This is a genomic window from Streptomyces rhizoryzae, assembly GCF_023155275.1.
GTDB lineage: Bacteria > Actinomycetota > Actinomycetes > Streptomycetales > Streptomycetaceae > Streptomyces > Streptomyces rhizoryzae.
Window position 1 is genome coordinate 291,760 of sequence record NZ_JALMUV010000002.1, and the last position, 26,345, is coordinate 318,104.

Here is a 26,345-nt window from a genome sequence, read left to right on the forward strand (position 1 = left end):
GGTGGTGATGCTGGCTGCATTCCCCACCCGCCAGTCCGTCATGCCGGAACGTCGTCCCTCGATCATACGGGGCGAAGCGGCTGTTCGGGTGGCCTGTGGCCGACCGCACGCGGCCCCGGGGGGCGCCGTGCGGGACCGGCCGGCGGCGGCCCGGGACGGCGCCGCGGGCCGCCGCGGAGGGCGGCGGCCCGGCGGCGCGGCAACGGTCCGTACCGGCTCAGTCGCGCTCGGCGAGGACGTGCAGCTGGGTGGCGACGGAGTGGAACGCCGGCTGCTCCGCGGCGGCGGCCTCCAGCTTCAGCAGCGCGTCCAGCGCTCCGGGCTCGGTGTCCACGAGCACTCCGGGGACGAGGTCGGCGAAGACCCGGACGCCGTGCACCGCGCCGACCTGGAGGCCGGTGGCGGTGACCAGCTCGGTGAGCTGCTCGGCGGTGAACCGGCGGGGCACCGGGTCGCCCTCGCCCCAGCGGCCCGCCGGGTCGGTCAGGGCGCGGCGGGCCTCGGTGAAGTGGCCCGCCAGGGCGCGGGCGAGGACCGCACCGCCCAGTCCGGCGGCGAGCAGGCTGAGGGTGCCGGCCGGGCGCAGCGCGCCGACGGCATTGCGCAGGCCCTCGGCGGGGTCGTCGACGTACTCCAGCACGCCGTGGCAGAGCACCGCGTCGTAGCCGCCGCGCTCGACGACCTGGAACAGGCCGTGGGCGTCGCCCTGGACACCGCGGATCCGGTCGGCGACCCCGGCCTCCGCGGCCCGCCGCTCCAGGGCGAAGAGGGCGTTGGGGCTGGGGTCGACGACGGTGACGCGGTGGCCGAGGCGGGCCACCGGGACGGCGAAGTTGCCGCTGCCGCCGCCGGTGTCGAGGACGTCCAGGGCGTCACGCCCGGCGGCCTTGACCCGGCGCTCCAGGGCGTCTTTGAGGACGTCCCAGACCACGGCGGTACGAAGGGATGCGCGGGGGCGCAGCGGGTCAGACACGGTGGGTGGCTCCTCGGCAGGACAGGGACATCCAGTCGTTGACCACCCTATTCCGTTCCCGGGCCGCGGCCGTGCGCGGCCCGCGCACCGCGTCGGGCCCGGCCGTCAGCCGGCCCGGCCGGTCCGCTGCGGCGGCACCGCCGGCAGGGTCGGCTGGAGCCGCAGCATCCGCTCGACGAGGCGGAGGAACATCCCGGCGTCCCGCAGCAGGTCGTCGGCGTCGCGCGGCGCGGCCGCGCCGGCTATCCCGGCCTCGGCCCGGGCCCGGCGGGCGGCGCCGGCGGCGAACAGGGCGCTCCACTCGGTGAGTTCGGGAGCGATCTCGGGGAGCACCTCCCAGGCGCTGCGGATGCGCTTGCGGCCGCGGGCGGTGGCCTCCGGCCGCCCGCGGACGGCGAGCACCGCGGCCGCGGCGCGCAGGGCGGCGAGGTGGGCGGTGGCGTAGCGCTCGTTGGCGGATTCCAGGGCGCGGGCCTCGTCGAGGCCGTCCCGGGCCTTGGTGAGCAGGTCGAGGGCGGCGGGCGGGGCGGCCGCGCGCCGCAGGACGGGGTGGACATCGCTCGGGGGACCGTACGCAGCGGAGCTGCCCGCGGGGGGACGAGCTGCCATGACGAACCTCCTGTCGTCGCATGCCGGCCGGAACCGGATGCCGATGCGGACCGTATGCGCCCATCGTGCGGCACACCACTGACAATCGGCCCTGACCTGCGGATTCCCCGGAAATGGGGCAGGTGCGGCGAGTCGCCCGCACCCGCCGGCCGGGAACCGCGGGGCGGTGGGCGGCAGGGGCCCGCCCCCGGAGCTGAGCCTGTGAGCGGGCACACAGCGCCACCCGGCACAATCGCCCCATGGACAGCTCCAACACTCGCCGCGACGCCACCCGGCGCAAGCTCTTCGAGGCCGCGGTCACCCTCATCGCCGAACAGGGCTTCTCCTCCACCACGGTGGACGAGATCGCCGAACGGGCGGGGGTCGCGAAGGGCACCGTCTACTACAACTTCGCGAGCAAGAACGTGCTCTTCGAGGAGTTGCTGCGGCACGGCATCGAGCTGCTGGCGACCTCCCTCCAGGCGGCCTCCGAGGAGGTCGCCGACCGGGGCGGCTCCCGGGTGGACGCGCTGGACGCGATGATCCGGGCGGGCCTGGACTTCATCGCCCGCTACCCGGCGCTCACCCAGCTCTACGTCGCCGAGCTGTGGCGCACCAACCGGGCCTGGCAGTCCACGCTCATGGTGGTGCGGGAGCGGGCCATCACGGTGGTGGAGGACGTCCTGCGGGAGGCGGTGGCCGGCGGGGAGCTGAGTGAGGAGATCGACATCCCGCTGACCGCGTCCGCGCTGTTCGGGATGGTGCTGGTGGCCGCGCTGGACTGGCAGTCGTACCAGCCGGACCGGTCGATCGACGACGTCCACGCGGCGCTGTCCCGGCTCCTCCAGGGGCGGGTCTCCGGCCGCCCGGCCTGACGGGGCGGGGAAGACGCGTACACGGAGACGGAACCGCAAGGCGCGGGAACGCAGAGACGCGAAGACGCGGGAACGCAGAGACGTGAAAGCGCGGCAACGCGGAAACGCGAAAACGAGGCGCTGCCCTGGCGCAGATCGTTCCCCCGACCGATCCGACCAGGGCAGCACCGCCCCCGTGGCTCCCCCGTCTCCCCCGTACTCCCCCGTTGGAGCCCCCGTCCTTCCCCCGCTGCGTCCGGGAGCCGCGTCGCTCCGCCGCCCCGTGCCGGCGGTGCGGCGCCGCTTCCCGTCCGTGGCCCCCACTCTTCCGTCCGGGGCCGCGCCGGCCCATCCGCGTACCTACTCATCTCGGCGTCTGAGTACGGATACTCACGGGCTGAGCACTCCGCGCCGGTACCGGGACGCGGCGCACCGCGAGCGCCTACGATCTGCGCGTGTCCGTACTTCCCCTCGTCTTCACCAGCGGCTGGGCGAGCGGCATCAACGCCTACGCCGTCGTCCTGCTGCTCGGCCTGCTCGGCGTGACCGGTGTCTCCGACGAGGTGCCGGCGGCCCTGGAGCGGCCCGATGTGCTGATCGTCGCCGCGGTGCTCTTCCTGGCCGAGGCGGTGGCCGACAAGATCCCGTACGTGGACTCGGTCTGGGACGCGGTGCACACCGTGGTCCGGCCGGTCGCCGGCGGCGTGGTGGCGGCACTGCTGGCCGGGCACGACGGCTCGCTGCCGGAGCTGGCGGCGGGCGCCGTGGGCGGCTCCACGGCGCTGGTGAGCCACCTGGTCAAGGCCGGCACCCGGATCGCCGTCAACACCTCCCCCGAGCCGGCCAGCAACATCGTGCTGAGCCTGGCGGAGGACCTCGGCGTCGCCGGTCTGGTGGCGTTCGCGCTGTTCCACCCGTGGCTGGCGGCGGGCATCGCGGCGGCGCTGCTGGTCGCGGGCATCGCCGTGGTGGTCTTCCTGTGGTCGCGGATCCGCCGGTACCTGCGGCGCAGGCGGGAGCGGCGCGCGGAGAAGAGGCTCGCCGCCGCGGACGGCCTGGTTCCACCGGCCGGCTGAGCCCGGCACCGGCCGGGCCGGCACCGGGCGCGAACGGCGGTGTCGGTGCCGCCGGATACAGTCGCAGGCATGGCAGGGATTGCGGTGATCGGCGCCGGGACGGGCGCCATGGCGGCCGCCGCCCGGCTGGCCGTCGCGGGCCACCGGGTGGCGGTGTTCGAGCGCGGCGCGACGTACGGCGGCGCGGTGGGCAGGTTCGAGCGGGACGGCTTCGCGTTCGACACCGGCCCCGGTCTGCTGCACCTCCCGGCGGTCTACCGCGATCTGTTCCTCAAGACCGGCCGCGAGCCGCTGGAGGCGTGCGTCGGGCTGACCCAGGTCGATCCCGCGAGCCGGCACGTCTTCGCCGACGGCACCACCGCGACCCTGCCCAACGCCTCCCGGGCCGGCGTCCTGGCGGCCCTGGACGAGGCGCTGGGCGCCGGGTGCGGCGAGCGCTGGAGCGAGGTCATGGTCCGCGCCCGCGAGGCGTGGGACGCCACCCGCCGCCCGCTGCTGGAGGAGCCGCTGTGGGCCGACTGGCGGGTGCTGGGCCGCGACCCGTATCCGGCGGTGCGCCGGCGCGGCCTGTTCGGGCGCGGCCGGGCCAAGGGACCGACGACCGCGACCCTCGCCGAGATCGCCCGGCGCGAGCTGGCCGACCCGCGGCTGGCCGCCCTGCTGGAGAGCCACGCGCTGGCCCACGGCTTCGATCCGCGCACCACCCCGGCGAGCGCGGCCGTGCTGCCGTACATGGAGCAGACCTTCGGGAGTTGGTACGTCCGCGGCGGGATGCGGGCGCTGGCCGAGGCGCTGTACGCGCGCTGCCGGGCCCGCGGCGTGGAGTTCGCCTTCGGCGCCGAGGTGACGCGGATCGTGCTGAAGGACGGCCGGGCCGCCGGCGTGGAGCTGGCCGGCGGGCGGGTCGCCGACGCGGAGTACGTGATCGCCGGCCTCGACCCGGCGCGGCTGCCCGCACTGTGCGGGGGCCGCGAGCCCTGGGGCGCGGACGACGTCCGCCCCGCCCCGGGGCCCGGCACGGCGCGGCTGACGGTCTGTCTGGCGCTGCGCGGCGCCCGGCCGGTGGACGCGGCGCACCGCACGGTGGTGCACGCCGCGGACCGCGACGCGGAGCTGGCAGGCGTCTTCGGCGACAGCCGCGGCCAGGGCCTCCGCGAGCCCTGTGAGCGGCCGACGGTGACGGTGCTGCGCCCCGACGACCCGGCCACCCGGCCCGACGGGGAGCACGAGGCGGTCACCCTGACGGCCACCGTCGCGGCGGCCGGCCCGGCGGACCGGCCCGGCGCCGAGGCCCTGGCGGAGCAGGCGGACCGGCTGGTCCGGGTCGCCGAGGCCGCCGTACCGGACCTGCGGGAGCGGATGCTGTGGCGGGAGGTGCCGAGCCCCGCGGACAGCGGCCCGGTGCCGGGTCCGGCGCTGGCGGGCCGGGAGGGGCGTTTCCTGCGCCCGGCCAACCGCACCCGGATACCGGGGCTCTATGCGGTCGGCGGCTGGTCGCACCCCGGCGGGGGGCTGGCGCACGCCGGGATGTCCGGGGCGCTCGTCGCGGGCCTGATCGTGCACGGCGACGACTGGCGCGGCTCGGAGTGAGCCCGGCCGGGCGCCTTCCCCGGCCCGGGCGTCAGTAGGGGTACCGCTGCCCGTCGTAGCCCGGCTGCGGCGGGTAGGGCGGCTGCTGGTCGGCGGCGGGGTGCCCGGTGTCGCGCTGCTGCGGCACCCAGACCCCGTCCGGTCCGGTCCCGGGGTGGTAGCCCTGGGCGTCGTAGTGCTGGGTGTGCTGCGCGTGCTGCCCGTCCGGCCCCTGGAGGGGGTCAGCGGCGTACGGCGCCCGGCCGAAGGGGTCCTGCTCCTCGTACGGGTCGTAGGGCGCGGCGTACTGCTGCGTGCCGATGTACGGGTCGGAGTAGGGGGCCTGGGCGCCCTGGTAGGAGCCGTCACCGTAGGCCGGGTAGGGGTCGGCGTGGCCGCCGTGCCCGCCGTAGCCGTCGTGGCCGGTCTGCCCGGCGTAACCGCCGCCGTAGCCGTAGTCGTTGCCGGGCGCGTGGCCGTGGCCGTCGGCGTAGCCACCGGGGTCGCCGTCGGTGGTGACGTTGCCGAAGAGGTCGTAGCTGACGGGGGCGGCCGTCCGGTCGGCGCGGGCGTCGGGGCTGTAGACGCCGTAGGCGCCGGTCTCGTCCGGCAGGGGCTGCGGGGCGTAGACGGTGGGGGCGTCCGCGAAGGCGTAGCCGAAGTCCTCGCCGGCGGCGGCCGGTTGGCCGGGGGCCGGGACCGGCTGCGGCGGGTAGGCGTCGTGGCCGGCGGCGCCGTCCGCGCCGTGGCCGGCCGGCGCCGGGTGGTCCGCCGCCGGTGCGGGCGCCTCGGGACCGGTGCCGCCCGCGGGGTGCTCCTCGGACAGGCCGGAGACCTGGAGCTTCGGCCCGGCGCCGCGGGACGGGCGGGCCCGGCGCCGGCGGTTCACCTTGGGCCGGCGGCCGAGCGTCCAGCCCTCGGCGAAGCCGCGGCGGACGGAGAGCGTCACGTAGGTCTGCCCGGTCGCGAAGGCGATCGCGCCCAGGGCGACCACGATCACCGACGGGATGATCACGCCGGTGACCACCCCGAGGAAGCCGGCCAGGGCCAGTGCCCGCCAGCGGAGCCGGGCCTTGTGCTGGAACAGCACCTCGCCGAGCAGCCACAGGGCGACCAGGCCGAACGCGATGTAGAGGATCGTCCAGCCCATTTGCGCCCCTCTTCCGCCGGATTCCGGCCACCATGGTCAGGGGCGCTGGTGCAGCCCCAGGTTCTCGTAGATTTCCAGGGTCGCCGTGGAGTGGTTCAGGGTGATGAAGTGCAACCCGGGCACGTCCTCGGCCATCAAGCGCGCACACAGGTCCGTCGCGTACTCGATGCCAATGGAGCGTACCGCCGCCGGGTCGTCCTTGACCGCGAGGATGCGGGCCGCGAGCTCGGGCGGGAAAGCGGCATTGCTGAGCTGCGCGAACCGCTCGATCTGACGCACGTTCGTGACCGGCATGATCTCCGGAATGATGGGCGTGGAGCAACCCGCGGCGCCGACCCGGTCGCGGAGCCGGAAGTAGTCCTCCGGGTAGAAGAACATCTGCGTGATCGCGAAGTCGGCCCCGGCGCGGCACTTGTCGACGAAGTGGCGCACGTCGGTGTCCCAGTCCGTCGAGCGCGGGTGCATCTCGGGGAAGGCGGCCACGCCGACGCAGAAGTCGCCGGACTCCTTGATCAGCCGGACCAGGTCGGCGGCGTGGTCGACCCCGTCGGGGTGGCGGACCCACTCGCCCAGGGGGTCGCCCGGCGGGTCGCCGCGCAGCGCGAGCATGTTGCGGATCCCGGCGTCGGCGTACTGGCCGATGATGTTGCGCAGCTCGGCGGTGGAGTGGTTGACCGCGGTCAGGTGGGCGACCGGGGTGAGGGTGGTGTCGGTGGCGATGCGCTCGGTGGCACGGACCGTGCCGTCGCGGGAAGTGCCGCCGGCGCCGTAGGTCACCGACACGAAGGTCGGGGAGACGGCCTCGATGCGGCGAATGGCGTTCCACAACGTCCGCTCGCCCTTCTCGGTCTTCGGGGCGGCGAACTCGAACGAGTAGGACTGCTTGCCGGAAGCGAGCAGGTCGCGCACGGTGCGCGCGCGATCAGTCCTGGTGGAAGCTGTACCTAGGGCCATACGGGCAGGTTAACCACACCCCGGACGGACACCAACCGGCATCGGCGTAATGCCTGGTTGGTGCGGTTCCTGTCCACCAGCTGGACATTTTCCGGCCATGGCGCGGTCTTCCGGCGGCCGCCCGGCGGGGCCGTCAGGACCGGGCCCGGACCCGCTTGGCCAGCTCGGCGGCGGCCGCGCCCGGGTCGTCGGCCTCGGTGATCGCGCGGACCACCACGACCCGGCGGGCGCCCGCGTCCAGCACCTCGTCGAGGTTCCCGGCGTCGATGCCGCCGATGGCGAACCAGGGGCGCTCGGGGGCGCGGGCGGCGGTGTACCGGACGAGGTCCAGGCCGGGGGCGGGCCGGCCGGGCTTGGTCGGCGTCGGCCAGCAGGGGCCGGTGCAGAAGTAGTCCACCCCGGGCTCGGTGAGCGCGGCGTCCACCTCGGCCTCGGCGTGGGTGGAGCGGCCTATCAGGGGCGCCGGGCCGAGCAGTGCGCGGGCGGCCGGGACGGGCAGGTCGCCCTGGCCGAGGTGGAGCACATCGGCGCCCGCGGCGTGCGCGACGTCGGCCCGGTCGTTGACCGCGAGGAGCGTGCCGTGCCGCCGGCAGGCGTCCGCGAAGACCTCCAGGTGGCGCAGCTCGGCGCCGGCCTCCAGGCCCTTGTCGCGGAGCTGGACGATGTCCACGCCCGAGGACAGCACCGCGTCGAGGAACTCCGGGAGGTCGCCCTGGCGGGTGCGGGCGTCCGTGCAGAGGTACAGGCGGGCGTCGGACAGGGCCTGGCGGGCGGTGGTCATCGGGCGGCTCCCCCTCGTCGGCGGCGTACGGACCGGCCGGGGCCGGTCCGTACGCCGCGGATGCGGTTGTGGATGCGTGGTGCGGTTGCTGCGGGACGCGGGCGCGTCAGACGGCCAGGGCCTGGGCGCGGCGCTTGACCTCCGTGCCGCGATTCTCGCGCAGCGCCTGCGCCGGGGTCCCGGGCAGGGTGTCATCGGCGGTGAAGAGCCACTCCAGCATCTCCTCGTCGGCGAAGCCGTCGTCCCGCAGGAGGGTCAGGGTGCCGGCGAGGCCCTTGACGACCTTGCCGTCCTTGATGAATTCGGCGGGCACCTGGAGCACGCGGTTCTCGCCGCGGCGGACGGCGATCAGCTGGCCCTCCTTCACCAGCTGCCGCACGCGGGTCACCTCGACGCCGAGCTCTTCGGCGATGTCGGGGAGGGTGAGCCAGGCGGGGACGAGTCCATCGATCTTTGCGTCAATCTCGGTCACAGGACAAGCGTGCCACCTCCCACTGACAGCCGGTAGCCGGGCCTCGCCGTCGGGGTGCGCGGCGCGGTCCGACCGGGCCCCGCCCGCCGCGGCGGGCGGGGCGGGCGGGGGCCTACTAGGGGGTGTCCGCAACGTCCCGTCTGCCGTCCGGCGCCCGGCACGCCGAGTGCACGCACCGGACACCGCCCGGCCGCCCTCCGGGCGAACGACGCGACTTCACGGACACCCCCCTAGCGCACCGCCGACTTGAGCGGAACGGTCGCGTCCGCGGCCCGTTCCCGGTCGAGCAGCGCCCCGCGCTCGATGAGCCGGCGCCCCTGGGCGAGGTCCCGCGGCCGGCCCACCGCCAGCAGCGCGACCAGCCGGCCGGCCGCCGGCACGGCGTCCGGGCCGTCCTCGCGCCGGAGCCAGAGCACCGACCAGGCGGCGCCCGTCGGGTCGCCGCGCCAGACCAGCTCGTCGGCCTCCCCGTGATGCCCGGCGTACTGGACGAACCGCCCGAACTGCTCGGACCAGAAGTACGGGACCGGGTCGTAGACCACGCCCTCGGCCTCGCCCCGGGCGATGTTCTCGGCCACCGTGCGGGGGCCCTGGAGGGCGTTGTCCCAGTGGTGGACCAGCAGCCGGGTGCCGTAGCGGGCCGACGGGAAGGAGGCGCAGTCGCCGACCGCGTAGACGCCGGGGACGGAGGTGCGCAGCCGCTCGTCGGCGAGGACCGAGCCGTCCGCGGGCGAAAGGGCGACGCCGGAGCCGGCCAGCCAGGCGGTGGCGGGACGGGCGCCGATACCGACGACGACGGCGTCGGCGGGCAGCACCGTGCCGTCGGCCAGGGTCACCGCGCCGGGGGCGACCGAGGCGACCGGCACCCCGGTGCGCAGCTCCGCGCCGGCGTCCCCGTACCAGCCGGTCATGTAGCCGGCGACCTCCGGGGGCAGCGCCCCGGCGAGCGGGCGGTCCGCGGCCTCCACGACGGTGACCTCGCAGCCCGCCTCGCGGGCGGCGGTGGCGAACTCCGCGCCGATCCAGCCGGCGCCGACCACCACGATGCGCCGCCGGGGGGTGAGTTCCGGGCGCAGCCGCTCGGCGTCGTCCAGGGTGCGCAGCAGGTGGACGCCGGCCAGGCCCTCGGTGCCGGGCAGCCGGACCGGTACGGCGCCGGTGGCGAGCACCGCGTAGTCGTAGCGGACCGGGCCCCGGTCGGTCTCGACCACCTGGTCGGCGGGGCGCAGGGCGGTGGCCCGGCGGCCGAGGTGCAGGTCGATGCCGAGGCCGGGGAAGTCGACGTCCAGGGTGGCGCCGTCGGCCTTGCCGAGCAGCACCGCCTTGGACAGCGGGGGGCGGTCGTAGGGCTGGTGCGGCTCGTCGCCGAGGAGCGTGATCGCGCCGCGCCAGCCTTGTTCGCGCAGGGCCACGGCGGTCTGCACACCCGCCATCCCGGCGCCCGCGATCACCACGCGCGGGGTGCGGTCAGGGGCCTCGGAGGACTTGCTCTGCTCGCTCACCCGCTCACTCTAGGACGGCGGACGACGCGGCCCGCAGCAGCACGCAAGGAGATCTCTGACACAACGTCACCGGCCCGCGCGGGACCGGCGCGTCGCCCGCGGGCCCCGGGGCGCTCCCTTACGGCGCGTCGCGCCCCGTATTAGGGTGGCGGCTGCACGCACTCGCGGGAGCCCGGACGGACCGGGCTGAGAGGGAGGCTGGCCGGCCTCCGACCGTACGAACCTGATCCGGGTCATGCCGGCGAAGGGAGGGGCTGGACGCCCATGCATCCATCTGCCACACCAACGGGGCGGCCGCGGCCGGCGGCCGGGCACCCCGACGTCCTGGTCATCGGCGGCGGCGTCATCGGGCTGGTCACCGCCTGGCGGGCGGCCGGCCGCGGACTGCGCGTCGCGGTGGCCGACCCGGCGCCCGGCGGCGGCGCGGCGTCGGTCGCGGCCGGCATGCTGGCCGCGGTCACCGAGCTGCACTACGGCGAGGAGACGCTGCTGGGGCTCAACCTCGCGTCGGCGCGCCGCTATCCGGCCTTCACGCGGGAGCTGGAGGAGGCCAGCGGACAGGAGACCGGCTACCGCCCCTGCGGCACGCTGGCCGTCGCGCTGGACGCCGACGACCGGGCGCACCTGCGGGAGCTGCACGCCCTCCAGGTCCGGTCGGGGCTGGACTCGCAGTGGCTGACCGGCCGGGAGTGCCGCCGCCTGGAGCCGATGCTGGCCCCCGGGGTACGCGGCGGCCTGCGGGTGGACGGCGACCACCAGGTCGATCCGCGCCGGCTGGCGAGCGCCCTGCTGACCGCCTGCGAGCGGGCCGGGGTGGTCTTCCACCGCGCGTGGGCGGAGCGGCTGCTGGTGGCCGGCGGACGGGCCGCGGGGGCGGAACTCGCCGGCGGCACGCGGGTGGCGGCCGGTCAGGTCGTCCTGGCGGGGGGCAGCCGCAGCGGCCGGCTGGCCGGGGTCCCGGAGGCGGTGCTGCCGCCGGTGCGGCCGGTCAAGGGCCAGGTGCTGCGGCTCCGGCTGCCGGACGCGCTCCCCGGCGGGCAGGCGTTCCTGTCCCGCACCGTACGGGCCGTGGTCCGCGGCAACCCCGTGTACCTGGTGCCGCGGGAGAGCGGTGAACTGGTCCTCGGCGCCACCAGTGAGGAGCTGGGCTGGGACACCACGGTCACCGCGGGCGGCGTCTACGAGCTGCTGCGGGACGCCCACGAGCTGATCCCGGGCATCACCGAGCTGCCGCTGACCGAGTGCCGCGCAGAGCTGCGCCCGGGCTCCCCCGACAACGCGCCGCTGCTCGGGCCGACCGAGCTGCCCGGCCTGCACCTGGCCACCGGCCACTTCCGCAACGGCGTGCTGCTGACGCCGGTCACCGGTGACGTGCTGGCCGAGGTCCTGGCCACCGGGGCCGTGCCGGAAGCGGCCCGCCCGTTCTCCCCCGCGCGCTTCTCCCCCGCCGACCGGGGGGCCGCGCGCGCCCGCACCCTGGAGGAGCAGCCCGTATGAGCGCCCCTGGTTCCCCCGACCGCTCCGCCCCGCCGTCCTCCCCCGCCGCCCCCGAGGGGCCCGCGGTGTCCGTCTCGGTGAACGGGGAGCCCCGCCGGATCCCCGCCGGCCTGACGCTGGACCGGCTGGTCGCCACGCTGACCCGGGCCCCGTCCGGGGTGGCCGCCGCGGTCAACGAGACCGTGGTGCCGCGCACCCGGTGGGCCGCCACCGCGCTCGGCGACGGCGACCGCGTCGAAGTGCTCACCGCCGTACAGGGAGGCTGACCGCATGACCGACACCGCAGCGGACCGGACCACCGCCCCCGCGGCCCCCGACCCCGACGACCCCGGCGCCGACCCCCTGGTCATCGCCGGCACCGCCTTCCGGTCCCGGCTCATCATGGGCACCGGCGGCGCCCCCAGCCTCGGCGTCCTGGAGCGGGCGCTGCTGGCCTCCGGGACGGAGCTGACGACGGTCGCCATGCGGCGGCTGGACCCGACCGTGCAGGGCTCGGTGCTGTCCGTCCTGCGGCGGAACGGGATCCGGGTGCTGCCCAACACCGCGGGCTGCTACACCGCGGGCGAGGCGGTGCTCACCGCCCGGCTGGCCCGGGAGGCGCTGGGCACGGACTGGGTGAAGCTGGAGGTGGTCGCCGACGAGCGGACCCTGCTGCCCGACCCGGTGGAGCTGCTGGACGCCGCCGAGACCCTCGTGGACGACGGGTTCACCGTCCTGCCGTACACCAACGACGACCCGGTGCTGGCCCGGAAGCTGGAGGACGTGGGGTGTGCGGCGATCATGCCGCTCGGCTCGCCGATCGGCTCCGGGCTGGGCATCCGCAATCCGCACAACTTCCAGCTGATCACCGAGCGCGCGGGCGTCCCGGTCGTCCTGGACGCGGGCGCGGGCACCGCCTCGGACGCCGCGCTGGCCATGGAGCTGGGCTGCGCGGCGGTGATGCTGGCGTCGGCGGTGACCCGGGCCCAGGAGCCGGAGCTGATGGCGGCGGCGATGCGGCACGCGGTGGCGGCCGGGCGGCTGGCCCACCGGGCGGGCCGGATCCCGCGCCGCCACTTCGCACTGGCGTCCTCGCCCGGCGAGGGCGTGGCGGAGCTGGACCCGGAGCGGCCGGCGTTCCGGTCCTGACGCCCCGCCGGCGGGCCTGCCCGGCCGCGCTCAGCCGGGCGGCGCGGCCGGGGTCCGCACGCCGAACCACTGCTCGGCGCCGTACTCCTCGAACCGCGCCGCCTCGGTGAACCCCAGCGCCGCCGCGAGGCGCACGGCGCGGCCGTTGGCCGCCTGTGTGCACAGCACCACCGGTTCGCCGGGGAGCGCGCCGGCGCACCAGCACGCCTCGGCGGCGTACCCGCGCCCCCACGCCTCCGGCAGGAGCAGACGGCCCCGTTCGGTCTCCCCGCCGCCCGGGCGGATGCGCCCCGGGCGGTCCGCGCCGCGCGGGTCGAGGGTGATCATGCCGATCATCGCCCCGCCGCGGTCGATCACGAATACCCCGGGGCGGCCGCCCGGGTGCCGCGCGCGGTCAGTCGCTCGGGCAGACCGCCCTGATCGCCTGGAGGGTCGAGATCTGGTGGCGCAGCCGCTCGCTGCCGGCGAGGGCCGCGACGACGTCGGGGTGCGGCGGGTACTTCGCGTTCATCTGGGAAACAACCGCGGACGGGGGACGGCGCGTCGGCCGCCTCAGGCCGCGTCCGCCGCCTTGGCCGCGAACTCCGGCGGCGCCGCCGTGATCACCTCGTCGAGCAGGGCCCGGGAGGCCATCAGCGCCTCGATGGAGCCGGTGAGCCGGTCCCGTTCCCGGTGCAGTTCGCCGAGCAGCTGCGGGCAGGTCGGCACCAGCCGCCCGTCGTCGTCCCGCAGGCAGGGCAGCACCTGGGCGATGGTCGCGGTGTTCAGCCCGGAGGTCAGCAGGGTGCGGATGCGGCGCACCTGGGCGACGTCGGCGTCCTGGTAGACGCGGTAGCCGGCGGGCGTCCGCTCCGGGCTGAGCAGGCCCTGCTCCTCGTAGTAGCGCAGCAGCCGCTCGGTGGTGCCCGTCCGCCGGGCCAGTTCGCCGATCAACAGGGTCATGCCCTCCCCCTTCCGTTGCCGTGGCGGCCGGCGCCGCTCCCCCAGGTGCGACCACGGCCCGAGCGGGATTATTCCGTGCCCGGCCGGGGGCGCCGCACCACCGGCACATGTCACGGTTCCGCCGCGGTCCGCGGGGGCCGGCGGCCGGAACGTACGGCGTGTCGGTGCGGCCTCGTAGACTCGTCTGCCGTGGATACGACGCTTCAGGACCCGCTCGTGGGCCGGCTGCTCGACGGCCGCTACCGCGTCGAGGGACGCATCGCCGCCGGGGGCATGGCCACCGTCTACCGGGCCGTGGACACCCGGCTGGACCGCGTGCTGGCACTGAAGGTCATGCACCCGACCCTGGCCGTGGACGGGGCGTTCGTCGACCGCTTCATCCGGGAGGCCAAGTCCGTCGCCCGGCTCTCGCACCCGAACGTGGTCGGCGTCTTCGACCAGGGCACCGACGGCACCTACGTCTATCTGGCCATGGAGTACGTCGCCGGCTGCACCCTGCGGGACGTGCTGCGCGAGCGCGGCGCCCTGCGGCCGCGGGCCGCGCTGGACATCCTGGAGCCGATCCTGGCCGCCCTGGGCGCGGCCCACCGGGCCGGCCTGGTGCACCGCGACATGAAGCCGGAGAACGTCCTGATCGGCGACGACGGCCGGGTCAAGGTCGCCGACTTCGGCCTGGTCCGGGCGGTGGACACGCACACCACCTCCTCCACCGGCTCGGTCCTGGGGACGGTCTCGTACCTGGCTCCCGAGCAGATGGAGCACGGCACCGCGGACGCCCGGGTGGACGTCTACGCCTGCGGGGTGGTGCTCTACGAGATGCTCACCGGCGGCAAGCCGCACACCGGCGGCTCCGCGGCGCAGATCCTCTACAGCCATCTGCACGACGACATCACCCCACCCTCCGAGCTGGTCCCGGGCCTGGCGCCGGAGCTGGACGAGCTGGTCGCGCTGGCCGCCGCCCGGGCCCCGGAGGAGCGCCCGCAGGACGCGGTGGCGCTGCTGGCCCGGGCCCGGGCGGCCCGCGCGCGCCTGACCGACGCCCAGCTGGACCTGGATCCGCCGCAGGCCAGGCAGGCGCCCGCGGGCGACGACGAGCCGACCGACGTGCTGCCGCGCCCCGCGGCGGAGCAGCTCGCGCTGCCGGGGACGGCGGGCCCGGAGAGCGGGCTGGACCGCACCAGCCGCCTGGAGGTGCCGCCGGCCGACGCGCCGCCCGCCGACGGCCGGACCACCCGGCTGCGCCCGGCACCGGCCGCTCCGGAGGGCCGGGACGGGCCCGCCGGCCGGCTCCGGCGCCGCCGGCTGACCGCGGTCGTGGCGGCGGTGCTGCTGGTCCTGGGGATCGGCACCGGCGTCTGGTACATCAACTCCGGCCAGTTCACCCGCGTCCCCGCCGTACTGGACATGCCGCAGGCGAAGGCGGAGCAGACGCTGCGCGACGAGGGCCTGCGGGTGAAAGTGACGCGCGGCTACAGCCCGAACGTCCGGCGCGGCCACGTGGCGGCGACGGACCCGGCGACCGGCCGGCGGATCCGCGGCAACGGCACGGTCACCCTGGTCGTCTCCCGCGGCCCGGAGACGGTGAAGATCCCCGATCTGGCGGGCACCCCGGTCGCCGACGCCCGGCGCAAGCTGCGCGATCTGGGCCTGGTGCCCGGTACCGAGACCCGGCAGTTCAGCGACGAGGTCGCCAAGGGCTCGGTGATCGCCACGGACCCGGCGGCGGGCAGCACCCGGCACCCGGACACCGCGGTGGCCCTGACCGTCAGCCGGGGCGCCCCGGTGGACGTGCCGGACGTGACCGGCAAGGCCCGCGACGACGCCGCCGACGCGCTGCGCGAGGCGGGCTTCCGCGTGGCGTTCGCCGACCAGCCGGTCTTCTCGCCGCAGGACAAGGACACCGTCGCCCGCCAGGCGCCGGGCGCCGGCACCACGCTGGGCAAGGGCGACACGGTCACCCTGACGCTCTCCAAGGGGCCGGAGATGGTCACCGTCCCGGACGTCGGCGGCAAGAACACCGCGGACGCCACCCGGGCGCTGACCGCCGCCGGCTTCAAGGTGAAGGTGGACAAGCCGTTCCTGTTCCCGGAGGACAGCGTGGCGTCCCAGTCGGTGGACGCCGGCGAGAAGGCGCCCAAGGGCAGCACGATCACCATCCGCCTCAAGGGCGCGCTGTAGCCGGGCCCGGGTGCCCCGCCGGCCGCCGCGGGGCACCTGGCACCCTGGACGGGTGAGTACTCCCCTGTCCCCCGAGGGCGCCGCCCGGCGTGCCCGCGCCCGCAATCCGGTCGGCAGCCACGTCCCGGTGGCCGGCGGCCTGGCCAGGACCGGCCTGGCGTACGCCGAGCAGATCGGCTGCGAGGCCGTCCAGGTCTTCGTGGCCAATCCGCGCGGCTGGGCGACCCCGCCCGGCAGTCCCGAGCAGGACGCGGCGTTCCGCGAGCGCTGCGCCGCGGCCGGCATCCCGGCCTACGTCCACGCCCCGTATCTGATCAACTTCGGCTCGCACACCGAGGCCACGGTCGAGAAGTCGGTGGCGTCGCTGCGCCACTCGCTGCGCCGCGGCCGGGAGATCGGCGCGCTCGGCGTGGTGGTGCACACCGGCTCGGCGACCGGCGGGCGGGCGCGGGAGACCGCGCTGGCGCAGGTCCGCGAGCGGCTGCGGCCGCTGCTGGACGAGCTGACACACGACGACGACCCGTGGCTGCTGCTGGAGCCGACCGCCGGCCAGGGCGCCTCGCTGTGCGCGCTGGCGGAGGACCTGGGCCCGTACTTCGACGCGCTGGACCGGCACCCGCGGCTCGGGGTGTGCCTGGACACCTGCCACGCGTTCGCGGCCGGCCACGACCTGGCGGCGCCGGGCGGGACGAAGGCGCTGCTGGACGAGCTGGTGGAGGTCACCGGCGAGGGCCGGCTGAAGCTGATCCACGCCAACGACTCCAAGGACGTGGTGGGGGCGCACAAGGACCGGCACGCGCCCATCGGCGCCGGGCACATCGGCGCGGAGCCGTTCGCCGAGCTGTTCGCGCACCCCGCGACCAGCGGCGTTCCGCTGGTGATCGAGACGCCGGGCGGGCCCGAGGGGCACGCCGCGGACGTGGCGCGGCTCAAGGGGCTGCGGGCGCCCTGAGGCGGGGGCGGGCGGGCGCCCGGGGGTCAGAGTTCCGGGCCCTCGCCCGGCTGCTCCTGGTAGGAGTAGCGCTGCTCGCGCCAGGGGTCGCCGAGGTTGTGGTAGCCGCGCTCCTCCCAGAAGCCGCGGCGGTCGGCGGTCATGTACTCGATGCCGCGGACCCACTTGGGGCCCTTCCAGGCGTAGAGGTGGGGCACGACCAGCCGGACCGGGAAGCCGTGTTCGGCGGTGAGCAGCTCGCCGGAGCGGTGGGTGGCGAAGAGGCAGTTCTCCGCGGCGAAGTCGGCGAGCCGGAGGTTGGAGCTGAAGCCGTACTCGGCCCACACCATCACGTGGGTGGCGTCCGGCGCGGGCGGCGCCAGCTCCAGGACCGTACGGGTCAGCACCCCGCCCCACTCGGCGCCGAGCATGCTGAACTTGGTCACGCAGTGCATGTCGGCCACGACCGTGGCGTACGGCAGGGCCGTGAACTCCTCGTGCGTCCAGCAGTGCTTGGCGCCGTCGGCGGTGGCGCCGAAGACCCGGAATTCCCAGCGCTCGGGGCGGAACTTCGGGACCGGCCCGTAGTGCGTCACCGGCCAGCCCCTCTGGAGCCGCTGCCCCGGAGGCAGCACAGGCTCCTCTTCGCGGCGTTGCGGCTGACCCATGCCCCCATGGTGTCAGACCGTGGCGGCGGCCGGTCACCAGGGTGGTACGGAATCGGACAACTCGTGCTAAGTGTGAACTTACTGGACGGGCCACTCCGGGCGGTGCGAGGATGCGCGGCACCTGCCCAGTAACTCGCGTGAAAGGGGCCCGCAGCCATGCAGGGCGACCCCGAGGTCATCGAATTCCTCAACGAGCAGCTGACCGCCGAGCTGACCGCGATCAACCAGTACTTCCTGCACGCGAAGATGCAGGAGAACTTCGGCTGGTACAAGCTCGCGAAGTACACCCGCGCCGAGTCCTTCGACGAGATGAAGCACGCGGAGACGCTGACCGACCGGATCCTCTTCCTCGAAGGGCTGCCGAACTACCAGCGGCTGTTCCACGTCCGGGTCGGCCAGACCGTCACCGAGATGTTCCAGGCCGACCGCCAGATCGAGGTGGAGGCCATCGACCGCCTCAAGCGCGGTGTGGAGGTCATGCGCGCCAAGGGCGACATCACCTCGGCCAACATCTTCGAGGACATCCTCGCCGACGAGGAGCACCACATCGACTACCTCGACACCCAGCTGGAGCTGGTCGAGAAGCTCGGGGAGGCGCTCTACCTCGCGCAGGTCATCGAGCAGCCGAGCTGAGGGCGGACCCGGTGCGCACCGCCCGGACACCGCCGCAGGTCACGCGGCCGCCGGGAGGCCCGCGGGCGCCGGTGCGTCCGCCGCCGCGGCCGGCGGCACGGGGGCCGCGGCGGGCAGCTCGCCCGCCGGCGCGGACGGTGCCGCCAGCACGTCCCGCTCGCCCCGGTCGAGCAGCTCGCGGCGGGGGCAGGCGCCCCGGCCCAGCAGCGCCTGGATGCGGCGGACGCAGCTGCCGCAGTCGGTACCGGCCTTGCAGGCGGAGGCGACCTGGCGGGGCGTGCAGGCGCCGCGGTCCGCGTGCGCGCGGACCTGCTCCTCGGTGATGCCGAAGCAGGAGCAGACGTACACGCGGGTTCACCTCCGTAAGGGCGCCTCGTGCGGTCCCCGGGTCCGTCCCGGTGATCGTCAGTGAGGTTACCCTTACCTTACCCGCGTCGGTGGGCGCGGAACAACGCACGGCAACGCAGTGGGGCGCGGATCACAAGGATCCGCGCCCCGGTGCGTCATGCGCCGCCCTCACGGGTGCTCACTGGTCGCGGTACATCTCCGCCACCAGGAACGCCAGGTCCAGCGACTGGCTGCGGTTGAGCCGCGGGTCGCAGGCGGTCTCGTAGCGCTGGTGCAGGTCGTCGACGAAGATCTCGTCGCCGCCGCCCACGCACTCGGTGACGTCGTCACCGGTCAGCTCCACGTGGATGCCGCCCGGGTGGGTGCCCAGCCCCTTGTGGACCTCGAAGAAGCCCTTGACCTCGTCCAGCACGTCGTCGAAGCGGCGGGTCTTGTGGCCCGAGGCCGCCTCGAAGGTGTTGCCGTGCATCGGGTCGCAGATCCACACCACCTGGGCACCGGAGGCGGTGACCTTCTCCACCAGCTCGGGGAGCTTGGCGCGGATCTTGTCCGCACCCATCCGGGTGATGAAGGTGAGCCGGCCGGGCTCGCGGTCCGGGTCGAGCCGGTCGATCAGCGTGAGCGCGTCCTCCGGCGTCGTCGTCGGGCCGAGCTTGACGCCGATCGGGTTGCGGATCCGGGAGGCGAACTCGATGTGCGCGCCGTCCAGCTGGCGGGTGCGCTCGCCGATCCAGACCATGTGGCCCGAGACGTCGTAGAGGTTCCCGGTGCGGGAGTCCACGCGGGTCAGCGCCGACTCGTAGTCCAGGATCAGCGCCTCGTGCGAGGAGTAGAACTCCACGGTCCGGAACTCCTCCGGGTCCACCCCGCAGGCGTTCATGAAGTTCATCGCGCGGTCGATCTCGCGCGCCAGCGCCTCGTACCGCTGGCCCGACGGCGAGGACTTCACGAAGTCCTGGTTCCAGGCGTGCACCTGGCGCAGGTCGGCGTAGCCGCCGGTGGTGAAGGCGCGGACGAGGTTCAGCGTCGCCGCGGAGGCGTGGTACATCCGCTTGAGCCGCTGCGGGTCCGGGATCCGGGCCTCGGGGGTGAACTCGAAGCCGTTGACCGAGTCGCCGCGGTAGGTCGGCAGGGTCACCCCGTCGCGGGTCTCGGTCGGCTTGGAGCGCGGCTTGCTGTACTGGCCGGCGATCCGGCCGACCTTGACCACCGGGACGGACCCGGCGTAGGTCAGGACGGCGCCCATCTGGAGCAGCGTCTTGAGCTTGTTGCGGATGTGCTCGGCGGAGACGGCGTCGAACGCCTCCGCGCAGTCGCCGCCCTGAAGCAGGAACGCCTCACCTCGGGCGACCGCGCCCAGGCGCTCGCGCAGCTGGTCGCACTCGCCGGCGAAGACGAGCGGCGGATAGGACGTAAGCTCCGCGATCACATCGCGCAGAGCCTCGTGGTCCGGCCAGTCAGGCTGCTGCGCCGCGGGCAGGTCTCGCCAGGTGTTGCCACCGGCGTGGGTTTCAGCGTTCACGGTCACATCCCCCACATTACGGGGTCCGGAAGGGGCACCCGTCCGCCATCCGGACTGTGAGACGCGCCGTGGGACGGGAGATCGGGTAGGGTGCCCGCCATGCAGACGCGACCGGTCACGTACCGGAACTGGTGGTGGACCGCCCAGCCGGCGGCCCACTGATTCGCGTACGCAGCCACGACCGCGAAGGCCGCCCGAGGGGCGGCCTTCGGTGTGTCCGCGGCCGTTCCTCCCCCCAGCTGGAAGGAACCCGCCATGCACCGTGAGACCCCCGCCGACCCCGGGCCGGACGCCGCCGCCCTGGTCCGCCGGCTGCTCGACCCCGCCTGCCCGCCGTTCGCCCTGCTCCGCCGCCGCGCCCCCGGCCGGGACGCCGGCCTCGTGGAGGTGCTGATCGGCGAGGTCACCGAGGTCGAGCGGCTCGCCGACATCCCGCTGGGCGCGGGCGCGCCGGGCGCCCCGGTGACCGACGCGCTGGCCCTGGTGCCGTTCCGGCAGATCCGCGAGCGCGGTTTCCGGGCGCACGACGACGGCACGCCGCTGGCCGTGCTGCGCCCCGCCGAGTGCCACGAGGTGCCGCTGGACGCGCTGCTGGCGGCGCTGCCCGCGCACCCGGTGCGGGTCGGCGGCGGGGCGTTCGACGTGCCGGACACGGCGTACGCGGAGATCGTCCGGCGGGTCGTGCGGGACGAGATCGGCGCCGGGGAGGGCGCCAACTTCGTCATCCGCCGGACCTTCGAGGGCGAGCTCCCCGGCTTCTCGGCGGCCGACGCGCTGGCGCTGTTCCGGCGGCTGCTGGCCGGCGAGCGCGGGGCCTACTGGACGTTCGTGGTGCACCGGCCCGGGCTGCGCACGCTGGTCGGCGCCAGCCCCGAGGTGCACGTCCGGATGACCGGCGGGACGGTCGTGATGAACCCGATCAGCGGGACCTACCGCTACCCCGCCGAGGGGCCCACCGCCGCGGGCCTGCTGGCGTTCCTCGGCGACCGCAAGGAGGTCGAGGAGCTGTCGATGGTGGTGGACGAGGAACTGAAGATGATGTGCACCGTCGGCGACCGGGGCGGCGTGGTCGTCGGACCCCGGCTCAGGGAGATGGCGCACCTCGCGCACACCGAGTACGAGCTGCGCGGCCGCTCCACCCTGGACGTCCGGGAGGTGCTGAAGGAGACCATGTTCGCGGCCACCGTCACCGGCTCCCCCGTGCAGAACGCCTGCCGGGTCATCGAGCGGCACGAGCCGGCCGGCCCCGGCGGGCGGGGCCGCGGCTACTACGCGGGCGCGCTCGCGCTGATCGGCCGGGACGCGCACGGGACGCAGACGCTGGACTCGCCGATCCTGATCCGCACCGCCGACATCGACGCGGGCGGGCGGCTGCGGGTCCCGGTCGGCGCGACCCTGGTGCGCGCCTCCGACCCGGACGGGGAGGTCGCCGAGACGCACGCCAAGGCCGCCGGGGTGCTCACCGCGCTGGGCATCCGGCCGGCGCCCGCGCGCCCGGCGGCCGGGCCGGCGCCGCGCCTGGCCGACGACCCGCGGGTGCGGGCCGCGCTGGACGCCCGCCGCGCCGACCTGGCGCCGTTCTGGCTGCGGATGCAGACCGCCGCGCCGGCCGCCGGCCCGGCGGCCGGACTGCGCGGTGACGCCCTGGTGATCGACGCCGAGGACACCTTCACCGCGATGCTGGCGCACCTGCTGCGCACCTCCGGGCTGACCGTGGCGGTGCGCCGCTACGACGAGCCCGGGCTGCGCGCGGCCGCCCTGGCGCACCGGGGCCCGGTGGTGCTCGGCCCCGGCCCGGGCGATCCGTCGGACGCCGCCGACCCCAAGATGCGCTTCCTGCGCGCGCTCGCCGCCGATCTGCTGGCCGGGCACCGGCACGGCCTGCTCGGGGTGTGCCTGGGCCACGAGCTGATCGCCGCGGAGCTGGGACTGCCGATCGTGCGCAAGGAGGTGCCGTTCCAGGGCGCCCAGGAGCGGATCGACTTCTTCGGGCGGTCCGAGACGGTGGGCTTCTACAACACCTTCACGGCCCGCTGCGACGACCGGACGGCGGCCGAACTGGCCATGCACCGCGTGGAGTTGAGCCGGGACGAGGCCACCGGCGAGGTGCACGCGCTGCGCGGTCCGGGCTTCGCCGGGGTGCAGTTCCACCCCGAGTCGGTGCTGACCCTGGACGGCGCCGCGGTCACCGCACAGCTGCTGGCAGCTGTCCTCGTGTGACCAGCATGTGCTCGTTGGAGCGGCCGGCCAGATGGTCCTCCACGTTGACCACGGTGGTGGCGACGATCTGGCCGACCGCCTCCCGGGTGAAGTACGCCTGGTGCGAGGTGACCAGCACGTTCGCGAAGGTCATCAGCCGGGCCAGGACGTCGTCGCCGATGACGTCCATGGACTTGTCGTAGGAGAACAGCCCGGCCTCCTCCTCGTAGACGTCCAGGCCGACGCCGGCGAGCCGGCCGGCCTTGAGCGTCTCGACCAGTGCGGCGGTGTCGATCAGGCCGCCGCGGCTGGAGTTGACCAGCAGGGCGTCGTCCTTCATGGCGGCCAGCGCGGCGGCGTCCACCAGGTGCCGGGTCTCCGGCGTCAGCGGGACGTGCAGGCTGACCAGGTCGGCCTCGGCGAACAGCTGCTCCCTGGGCACGTAGCGCATACCCAGGGTCAGGCACTCGGGGTTCTCGGTGAGGTCCCAGCCCAGCAGCCGCATGCCGAAGCCGTGGGCGATGCGGGTGAAGGCGGTGCCGATCCGGCCGGTGCCGACCACCCCGACCGTCCGGCCGTGCAGATCGCGGCCCATCAGCCCGTCCAGCCGGAAGTCGAAGTTCCGGGTGCGCTGGGCGGCCGGGACCAGCCGCCGGTTCACCGCCAGCGCCAGCAACCAGGCGAACTCCGCGACCGCGTAGGGCGAGTAGACGGAGACCCGGCCGATGGTCATGCCGAGGTCGGCCGCGGCCTCCAGGTCGATGTTGTTGAAGCCCGTGGAGCGCTGGGCGGCCATCTTGGTACCGCCGGCCGCGAGGGTCTGTAGGACCTCGGCGCTCAGGTCGTCGTTGACGCTGGTGGAGACGACCTCGTAGCCGTGGGCCAGGGGGGCGGTGTCGCGGTCGAGGCAGAAGTCCAGGCAGCGGACCTGGTGGCGGCCCTCGAACGCGCCCTCCAGGAGTGGCCGTTCGTCCGCCTGGACGCCAAAGGCGACGATTTCCACGTTCCCCTCCGCTTCTCACGACCGGCGGAACCCGGACGCAGCAATTGACCGGATTTGTCGCGTATGAGTATACGGATCACCGGTCCGGAGCCATCGCCCGGGAGGGGTGGCTAGCCGAAGAAGACGCCCGCCTCGGCATAGAGCGCCGGATCGACCGTCTTCAGCTTGGCGGTCGCCTCGGTGAGCGGCACCCGGACGATGTCGGTGCCGCGCAGCGCGACCATCGTCCCGAAGGCGGCGTCCCGGACCGCGTCGATGGCGTGCAGCCCGAAGCGGGTGGCCAGCCAGCGGTCGAAGGCGCTGGGGGTGCCGCCGCGCTGGGTGTGGCCGAGGACGGTGGTCCGGGCCTCCTTCCCGGTGCGCTGCTCGATCTCCTTGGCCAGCCACTCGCCGACGCCGGAGAGCCGGACGTGGCCGAAGGAGTCGGTGCTGCCGTCCTTGAGCACCATCTCGCCGTCCTTGGGCATGGCACCCTCGGCGACCACCACGATCGGCGCGTAGCTGGCCTTGAAGCGGGACTCGATCCAGCGGCAGACCTGCTCGACGTCGAAGCGCTGCTCCGGGATGAGGACGACGTTGGCGCCGCCGGCCAGGCCGGAGTGCAGCGCGATCCAGCCGGCGTGCCGGCCCATCACCTCCACCACCAGCACCCGCATATGCGATTCGGCGGTGGTGTGCAGCCGGTCGATGGCCTCGGTGGCGACGCCGACGGCGGTGTCGAAGCCGAAGGTGTAGTCGGTGGCCGAGAGGTCGTTGTCGATGGTCTTGGGCACGCCGACGCAGGGCACGCCGTACTCGTCGTGGAGCCGGGCGGCGACGCCGAGGGTGTCCTCGCCGCCGATCGCGATCAGCGCGTCGGTCTCGTGCTTGGCGAGCGTCTCCTTGATCCGGCGGACCCCGTCCTCCTCCTTGAAGGGGTTGGTCCGCGACGAGCCGAGGATGGTGCCGCCGCGCGGCAGGATGCCGCGCACCGCGGGGATGTCCAGCCGTACGGTGACGTTCTTCAGCGGACCGCGCCAGCCGTCCCGGAATCCGACGAAGTCGTATCCGTACTCCTGGGTGCCCTTGCGGACGATGCCCCTGATCACCGCGTTCAGACCCGGGCAGTCGCCGCCGCCGGTCAGTACTCCGACCCGCATTGCTTCACCTTCATCCCGTCCGTGGCCGCCGTACGGCCGTCCTTGAGCTGACGGCGGTCACGCTAATGGTGAGCTGGGTCACTCCCGGCGGCCACGGAGGCCGACTCCCCTGCCCGGCAAGGGAGTTGACGCGAGGCGTTCACCCGTACGAGCGGCGGCGCGCGGGCCGGGACGGGCCCGGGCGCGGCGTCAGACGCCGTCCAGGCCGCGCTCTATCGCGTACCGGACCAGCTCGACGCGGTTGTGCAGCTGGAGCTTGCCGAGGGTGTTCTGGACGTGGTTCTGCACCGTGCGGTGCGAGATGACCAGCCGCTCGGCGATCTGCTTGTAGGAGAGGCCCTTGGCGACCAGGCGCAGTACCTCGGTCTCGCGCTCGGTCAGCCGGGGGGCGCCGGGCTCGTCGGCGGCCGCGGGGGCCGGCTCGGTCGCCAGCCGGCGGTACTCGCCGAGGACCAGACCGGCCAGGCCCGGGGTGAACACCGGGTCGCCGGCGGCGGTCCGGCGGACCGCGTCGAGCAGTTCCTCGGTGCTGGCCGACTTCAGCAGATAGCCGGTGGCGCCGGACTTCACCGCCTCCAGGACGTCGGCGTGCTCACCGCTGGCGGAGAGCACCAGGACCCGCGGCGAGGGGTCGGCGCCGACCAGTTCCTTGCACACCTGGACACCGGGCAGGCCGGGGAGGTTGAGGTCCAGCACCAGGACGTCGGGGGCCGTCGCCTGCGCCCGGCGCACCGCCTGGAGCCCGTCCCCGGCCGTGGCCACCACCTCGAACCCGGCCTCCGCCAGATCCCGGGCGACCGCGTCCCGCCACATCGGGTGGTCGTCGACCACCATGACCCGCAGGCCCCGCTCCCCGTCGGCCCCGCTCATGCGCGCGCCCTCCCCCGTCGTCCGCCCTCGGGCGCGATGCCCTTGGGAACCTTCAGCTCCACTTCGGTGCCCTGGCCCGGGACCGAGATCCACTCGGCGCTGCCGCCCAGCTCGCGCAGCCGGCCGCGGATCGACAGCGCCACCCCGAGGCGGCCCTCGCGCTCGGCCGCGGCGAGCCGCCCCTCGGGAATGCCGGGGCCCTCGTCGCGCACCGTCACGATCACCGCGTCCGCTTCGTCCTCCACCAGGATCCACGCGCGGGCGCCGGCCCCCACGTGCACCCGGACATTGTCCACCGCGGCACTGACAGCGGCGGCCAGTTCGGCGGCCGCGGCGGCCGGCAGCTCGACCGGCGCACCGGGCCCGGACACCGTCACCCCGGCACCGGCGTGCGGGGTGAGCAGCGCCAGCAGGTCGCAGGACCCGCCGCCGTGCGGCGCGGCCGGCCGGACGGGGGCCGCCGGGGCGGCCGCGCCGGACCCGTCCACCCCGGTGCCCGCCGGCGCCGCGGCCCGCTGCCGGGGCACCAGCCCGCCGGACACCAGGGTGCGCAGCGCCACCTCCTGCTCGCCCGCCATCCGGCCCAGCTCCGCCGCCTCGCCGCCGATCGCCGCCCCGCGCCGCTGCACCATGGCCAGCACCTGGAGCACGCTGTCGTGGATGTCGCGGGCCAGCCGCTCCCGCTCCCGGGTGGCGGCCTCGATCTGTAGAGCGCGGGCCAGGGTGCGCTCACTGGCCCGGGCCACCTCGACGACGTAGCCGATGGCGACGCTGGCCACCCACACCAGCACCACGTTGTGGACGGTGTCCCGGGCCAGTTCCTGGCGCTCGACGAGGTTGGCCGCCGCCACGACGGTGGAGGCCACCGCCGCCCACCGCCAGCCGCCCTTGATGGCGAAGCCCAGGACGGCACCCGCGGTCCAGATGGACGGCAGCGTCGGCGCGCCGCCCATGATGCGGGCCTGGGTGTCGACGACGTAGGTCAGCAGGATGCCGCCGACCGCCAGGCCGAGGTCGGCGAGCAGGAACCGCCGGGTGCAGCGTTCGGCGGACGTGGTGCGGCGCCAGGTCAGCGCCGTCCAGAGGGTGAGCAGCGCCATGTAGGCGGCGGCGACCGGCGGGTGCGCGTAGCGGTCGTAGGACAGGGCGCACAGGACCAGCGCGTAGAGCAGCGTCAGCACGCGGTAGCCGGTGAGCGCACGCCACAGCGGCAGCTCGACGGACATCCGCAGGACCTTCGGGCCCCGGCCGGCCGGGCCGCCGCCCGTGGTCCGTACGTCGTGCATCTCGGCATCGCTCATGCCGGCCCCCACCCCTCACCGGACACCGCCCCGGCCCCCGGTCTCGGCTCGTCGGTCCCCTGCCGTC

At 75.1% G+C, this 26,345-nt stretch carries 26 protein-coding genes, 1 pseudogene and 1 riboswitch; of the genes and pseudogenes, 11 read left to right on the top strand and 16 right to left on the bottom strand.

Annotated features, from left to right (window positions below):
* Positions 1-217: 217 nt before the first annotated feature.
* Together MUU72_RS03140 and MUU72_RS03145 are read right to left on the bottom strand one after the other, a co-directional pair.
* Positions 218-973: a methyltransferase gene (locus MUU72_RS03140; protein ID WP_248011521.1), complete on the bottom strand. Its 756-nt coding sequence runs from the start codon at positions 971-973 to the stop codon at positions 218-220.
* 105 nt (positions 974-1,078) lie between these two features.
* Positions 1,079-1,582, bottom strand: coding sequence for an SAV_6107 family HEPN domain-containing protein (locus MUU72_RS03145; RefSeq protein WP_248011522.1), 504 nt, complete (start codon positions 1,580-1,582; stop codon positions 1,079-1,081).
* A 239-nt stretch (positions 1,583-1,821) separates the two neighbouring features.
* Here MUU72_RS03145 and MUU72_RS03150 point away from each other — a divergent pair, with 239 nt between their 5' ends.
* The 3 genes from MUU72_RS03150 to MUU72_RS03160 all read left to right on the top strand — a co-directional run bounded on the left by MUU72_RS03150 (position 1,822) and on the right by MUU72_RS03160 (position 5,081).
* On the top strand, positions 1,822-2,436 hold the full coding sequence (locus MUU72_RS03150; protein ID WP_248011523.1) for a TetR/AcrR family transcriptional regulator: 615 nt from the start codon (positions 1,822-1,824) through the stop codon (positions 2,434-2,436).
* Positions 2,437-2,870: 434 nt separating this feature from the next.
* Positions 2,871-3,491 carry a DUF4126 domain-containing protein gene (locus MUU72_RS03155; RefSeq protein WP_248011524.1) on the top strand — a complete coding sequence of 207 codons (621 nt, stop codon included), beginning with the start codon at positions 2,871-2,873 and terminating at the stop codon, positions 3,489-3,491.
* Between the two features lie 69 nt (positions 3,492-3,560).
* Complete coding sequence (locus MUU72_RS03160; protein ID WP_248011525.1) at positions 3,561-5,081, top strand: phytoene desaturase family protein; 1,521 nt, start codon at positions 3,561-3,563, stop codon at positions 5,079-5,081.
* Between the two features lie 31 nt (positions 5,082-5,112).
* Here MUU72_RS03160 and MUU72_RS03165 read toward each other — a convergent pair whose 3' ends face one another.
* From MUU72_RS03165 to MUU72_RS03185, 5 genes are all read right to left on the bottom strand, one after another.
* A complete protein-coding gene (locus tag MUU72_RS03165) occupies positions 5,113-6,210 on the bottom strand; it encodes a hypothetical protein (protein WP_248011526.1) in 1,098 nt (365 codons plus the stop codon).
* A 36-nt stretch (positions 6,211-6,246) separates the two neighbouring features.
* Entirely contained in the window at positions 6,247-7,164 is a 918-nt protein-coding gene (gene metF, locus MUU72_RS03170; protein WP_248011527.1) for a methylenetetrahydrofolate reductase [NAD(P)H], read from the bottom strand.
* A gap of 133 nt (positions 7,165-7,297) precedes the next feature.
* Positions 7,298-7,945, bottom strand: a complete 648-nt coding sequence (gene thiE, locus MUU72_RS03175) for a thiamine phosphate synthase (RefSeq protein WP_248011528.1) — start codon at positions 7,943-7,945, stop codon at positions 7,298-7,300.
* Between the two features lie 106 nt (positions 7,946-8,051).
* Positions 8,052-8,417 carry an Rv2175c family DNA-binding protein gene (locus MUU72_RS03180; RefSeq protein WP_248011529.1) on the bottom strand — a complete coding sequence of 122 codons (366 nt, stop codon included), beginning with the start codon at positions 8,415-8,417 and terminating at the stop codon, positions 8,052-8,054.
* Positions 8,418-8,647: 230 nt separating this feature from the next.
* Positions 8,648-9,919, bottom strand: a complete 1,272-nt coding sequence (locus MUU72_RS03185; protein ID WP_248011530.1) for an NAD(P)/FAD-dependent oxidoreductase — start codon at positions 9,917-9,919, stop codon at positions 8,648-8,650.
* Positions 9,920-10,073: 154 nt separating this feature from the next.
* Positions 10,074-10,186, top strand: a riboswitch (TPP riboswitch).
* On the opposite strand from MUU72_RS03185, the gene thiO reads away from it, so the two are divergent.
* The 3 genes from thiO (at position 10,184) to MUU72_RS03200 (ending at position 12,544) form a co-directional block, all read left to right on the top strand.
* Complete coding sequence (gene thiO / locus MUU72_RS03190; RefSeq protein WP_248011531.1) at positions 10,184-11,416, top strand: glycine oxidase ThiO; 1,233 nt, start codon at positions 10,184-10,186, stop codon at positions 11,414-11,416. Its footprint overlaps the riboswitch before it by 3 nt.
* Before the next feature lie 65 nt (positions 11,417-11,481).
* On the top strand, positions 11,482-11,682 hold the full coding sequence (gene thiS, locus MUU72_RS03195; RefSeq protein ID WP_308403769.1) for a sulfur carrier protein ThiS: 201 nt from the start codon (positions 11,482-11,484) through the stop codon (positions 11,680-11,682).
* Between the two features lie 4 nt (positions 11,683-11,686).
* The gene (locus MUU72_RS03200; protein ID WP_282503550.1) at positions 11,687-12,544 is read left to right on the top strand and encodes a thiazole synthase; all 858 of its coding nucleotides are present in this window, start codon (positions 11,687-11,689) and stop codon (positions 12,542-12,544) included.
* A gap of 30 nt (positions 12,545-12,574) precedes the next feature.
* Here MUU72_RS03200 and MUU72_RS03205 read toward each other — a convergent pair.
* Together MUU72_RS03205 and MUU72_RS03210 are read right to left on the bottom strand one after the other, a co-directional pair.
* Positions 12,575-12,925 (bottom strand): annotated as a pseudogene (locus MUU72_RS03205) (GNAT family N-acetyltransferase); the annotation flags it as partial.
* A gap of 171 nt (positions 12,926-13,096) precedes the next feature.
* Positions 13,097-13,486: a MerR family transcriptional regulator gene (locus MUU72_RS03210; protein ID WP_372502958.1), complete on the bottom strand. Its 390-nt coding sequence runs from the start codon at positions 13,484-13,486 to the stop codon at positions 13,097-13,099.
* Between the two features lie 189 nt (positions 13,487-13,675).
* On the opposite strand from MUU72_RS03210, the gene pknB reads away from it, so the two are divergent.
* Positions 13,676-15,664 carry a Stk1 family PASTA domain-containing Ser/Thr kinase gene (pknB, locus tag MUU72_RS03215; protein WP_248011533.1) on the top strand — a complete coding sequence of 663 codons (1,989 nt, stop codon included), beginning with the start codon at positions 13,676-13,678 and terminating at the stop codon, positions 15,662-15,664.
* Between the two features lie 52 nt (positions 15,665-15,716).
* Positions 15,717-16,616 carry a deoxyribonuclease IV gene (locus tag MUU72_RS03220; RefSeq protein WP_248011534.1) on the top strand — a complete coding sequence of 300 codons (900 nt, stop codon included), beginning with the start codon at positions 15,717-15,719 and terminating at the stop codon, positions 16,614-16,616.
* Positions 16,617-16,642: 26 nt separating this feature from the next.
* Here the strand turns inward: MUU72_RS03220 and MUU72_RS03225 are convergent, their stop codons facing one another.
* A complete protein-coding gene (locus MUU72_RS03225; protein WP_248011535.1) occupies positions 16,643-17,263 on the bottom strand; it encodes a sulfite oxidase-like oxidoreductase in 621 nt (206 codons plus the stop codon).
* Between the two features lie 156 nt (positions 17,264-17,419).
* On the opposite strand from MUU72_RS03225, the gene bfr reads away from it, so the two are divergent.
* Positions 17,420-17,896 carry a bacterioferritin gene (gene bfr / locus MUU72_RS03230; protein ID WP_248011536.1) on the top strand — a complete coding sequence of 159 codons (477 nt, stop codon included), beginning with the start codon at positions 17,420-17,422 and terminating at the stop codon, positions 17,894-17,896.
* A 39-nt stretch (positions 17,897-17,935) separates the two neighbouring features.
* Here bfr and MUU72_RS03235 read toward each other — a convergent pair whose 3' ends face one another.
* Together MUU72_RS03235 and MUU72_RS03240 are read right to left on the bottom strand one after the other, a co-directional pair.
* On the bottom strand, positions 17,936-18,244 hold the full coding sequence (locus MUU72_RS03235) for a (2Fe-2S)-binding protein (protein ID WP_248011537.1): 309 nt from the start codon (positions 18,242-18,244) through the stop codon (positions 17,936-17,938).
* A 178-nt stretch (positions 18,245-18,422) separates the two neighbouring features.
* Entirely contained in the window at positions 18,423-19,772 is a 1,350-nt protein-coding gene (locus tag MUU72_RS03240) for a class II 3-deoxy-7-phosphoheptulonate synthase (protein WP_248011538.1), read from the bottom strand.
* A 93-nt stretch (positions 19,773-19,865) separates the two neighbouring features.
* Here MUU72_RS03240 and MUU72_RS36045 point away from each other — a divergent pair, with 93 nt between their 5' ends.
* Together MUU72_RS36045 and MUU72_RS03245 are read left to right on the top strand one after the other, a co-directional pair.
* A complete protein-coding gene (locus tag MUU72_RS36045; RefSeq protein ID WP_505016662.1) occupies positions 19,866-19,928 on the top strand; it encodes a trp operon leader peptide in 63 nt (20 codons plus the stop codon).
* 93 nt (positions 19,929-20,021) lie between these two features.
* Positions 20,022-21,986, top strand: coding sequence for an anthranilate synthase family protein (locus tag MUU72_RS03245; RefSeq protein ID WP_248011539.1), 1,965 nt, complete (start codon positions 20,022-20,024; stop codon positions 21,984-21,986).
* Here MUU72_RS03245 and MUU72_RS03250 read toward each other — a convergent pair.
* From MUU72_RS03250 to macS, 4 genes are all read right to left on the bottom strand, one after another.
* Complete coding sequence (locus tag MUU72_RS03250) at positions 21,952-22,968, bottom strand: 2-hydroxyacid dehydrogenase (RefSeq protein WP_248011540.1); 1,017 nt, start codon at positions 22,966-22,968, stop codon at positions 21,952-21,954. The two genes, MUU72_RS03245 and MUU72_RS03250, sit on opposite strands and share 35 nt — an antisense overlap.
* 110 nt (positions 22,969-23,078) lie before the next feature.
* A complete protein-coding gene (locus MUU72_RS03255; RefSeq protein ID WP_248011541.1) occupies positions 23,079-24,107 on the bottom strand; it encodes a 6-phosphofructokinase in 1,029 nt (342 codons plus the stop codon).
* 189 nt (positions 24,108-24,296) lie between these two features.
* The gene (locus tag MUU72_RS03260) at positions 24,297-24,977 is read right to left on the bottom strand and encodes a response regulator (protein WP_248011542.1); all 681 of its coding nucleotides are present in this window, start codon (positions 24,975-24,977) and stop codon (positions 24,297-24,299) included.
* Positions 24,974-26,263, bottom strand: coding sequence for a MacS family sensor histidine kinase (macS, locus tag MUU72_RS03265; RefSeq protein WP_372502962.1), 1,290 nt, complete (start codon positions 26,261-26,263; stop codon positions 24,974-24,976). Before macS ends, MUU72_RS03260 begins: the two co-directional genes overlap by 4 nt.
* Positions 26,264-26,345 lie beyond the last annotated feature (82 nt).

What these genes read in the sequence shown, in the direction of transcription:
- MUU72_RS03150 (WP_248011523.1), top strand. Translation starts at nt 1,822, where the DNA reads ATGGACAGCTCCAACACTCGCCGCGACGCCACCCGGCGCAAGCTCTTC.
- MUU72_RS03255 (WP_248011541.1), bottom strand. Translation starts at nt 24,107, where the DNA reads ATGCGGGTCGGAGTACTGACCGGCGGCGGCGACTGCCCGGGTCTGAAC.
- MUU72_RS03200 (WP_282503550.1), top strand. Translation starts at nt 11,687, where the DNA reads ATGACCGACACCGCAGCGGACCGGACCACCGCCCCCGCGGCCCCCGAC.
- bfr (WP_248011536.1), top strand. Translation starts at nt 17,420, where the DNA reads ATGCAGGGCGACCCCGAGGTCATCGAATTCCTCAACGAGCAGCTGACC.
- thiO (WP_248011531.1), top strand. Translation starts at nt 10,184, where the DNA reads ATGCATCCATCTGCCACACCAACGGGGCGGCCGCGGCCGGCGGCCGGG.
- MUU72_RS03225 (WP_248011535.1), bottom strand. Translation starts at nt 17,263, where the DNA reads ATGGGTCAGCCGCAACGCCGCGAAGAGGAGCCTGTGCTGCCTCCGGGG.
- MUU72_RS03145 (WP_248011522.1), bottom strand. Translation starts at nt 1,582, where the DNA reads ATGGCAGCTCGTCCCCCCGCGGGCAGCTCCGCTGCGTACGGTCCCCCG.
- macS (WP_372502962.1), bottom strand. Translation starts at nt 26,263, where the DNA reads ATGCACGACGTACGGACCACGGGCGGCGGCCCGGCCGGCCGGGGCCCG.
- MUU72_RS03245 (WP_248011539.1), top strand. Translation starts at nt 20,022, where the DNA reads ATGCACCGTGAGACCCCCGCCGACCCCGGGCCGGACGCCGCCGCCCTG.
- MUU72_RS03165 (WP_248011526.1), bottom strand. Translation starts at nt 6,210, where the DNA reads ATGGGCTGGACGATCCTCTACATCGCGTTCGGCCTGGTCGCCCTGTGG.
- MUU72_RS03260 (WP_248011542.1), bottom strand. Translation starts at nt 24,977, where the DNA reads ATGAGCGGGGCCGACGGGGAGCGGGGCCTGCGGGTCATGGTGGTCGAC.
- MUU72_RS03210 (WP_372502958.1), bottom strand. Translation starts at nt 13,486, where the DNA reads ATGACCCTGTTGATCGGCGAACTGGCCCGGCGGACGGGCACCACCGAG.
- MUU72_RS03160 (WP_248011525.1), top strand. Translation starts at nt 3,561, where the DNA reads ATGGCAGGGATTGCGGTGATCGGCGCCGGGACGGGCGCCATGGCGGCC.
- thiE (WP_248011528.1), bottom strand. Translation starts at nt 7,945, where the DNA reads ATGACCACCGCCCGCCAGGCCCTGTCCGACGCCCGCCTGTACCTCTGC.
- metF (WP_248011527.1), bottom strand. Translation starts at nt 7,164, where the DNA reads ATGGCCCTAGGTACAGCTTCCACCAGGACTGATCGCGCGCGCACCGTG.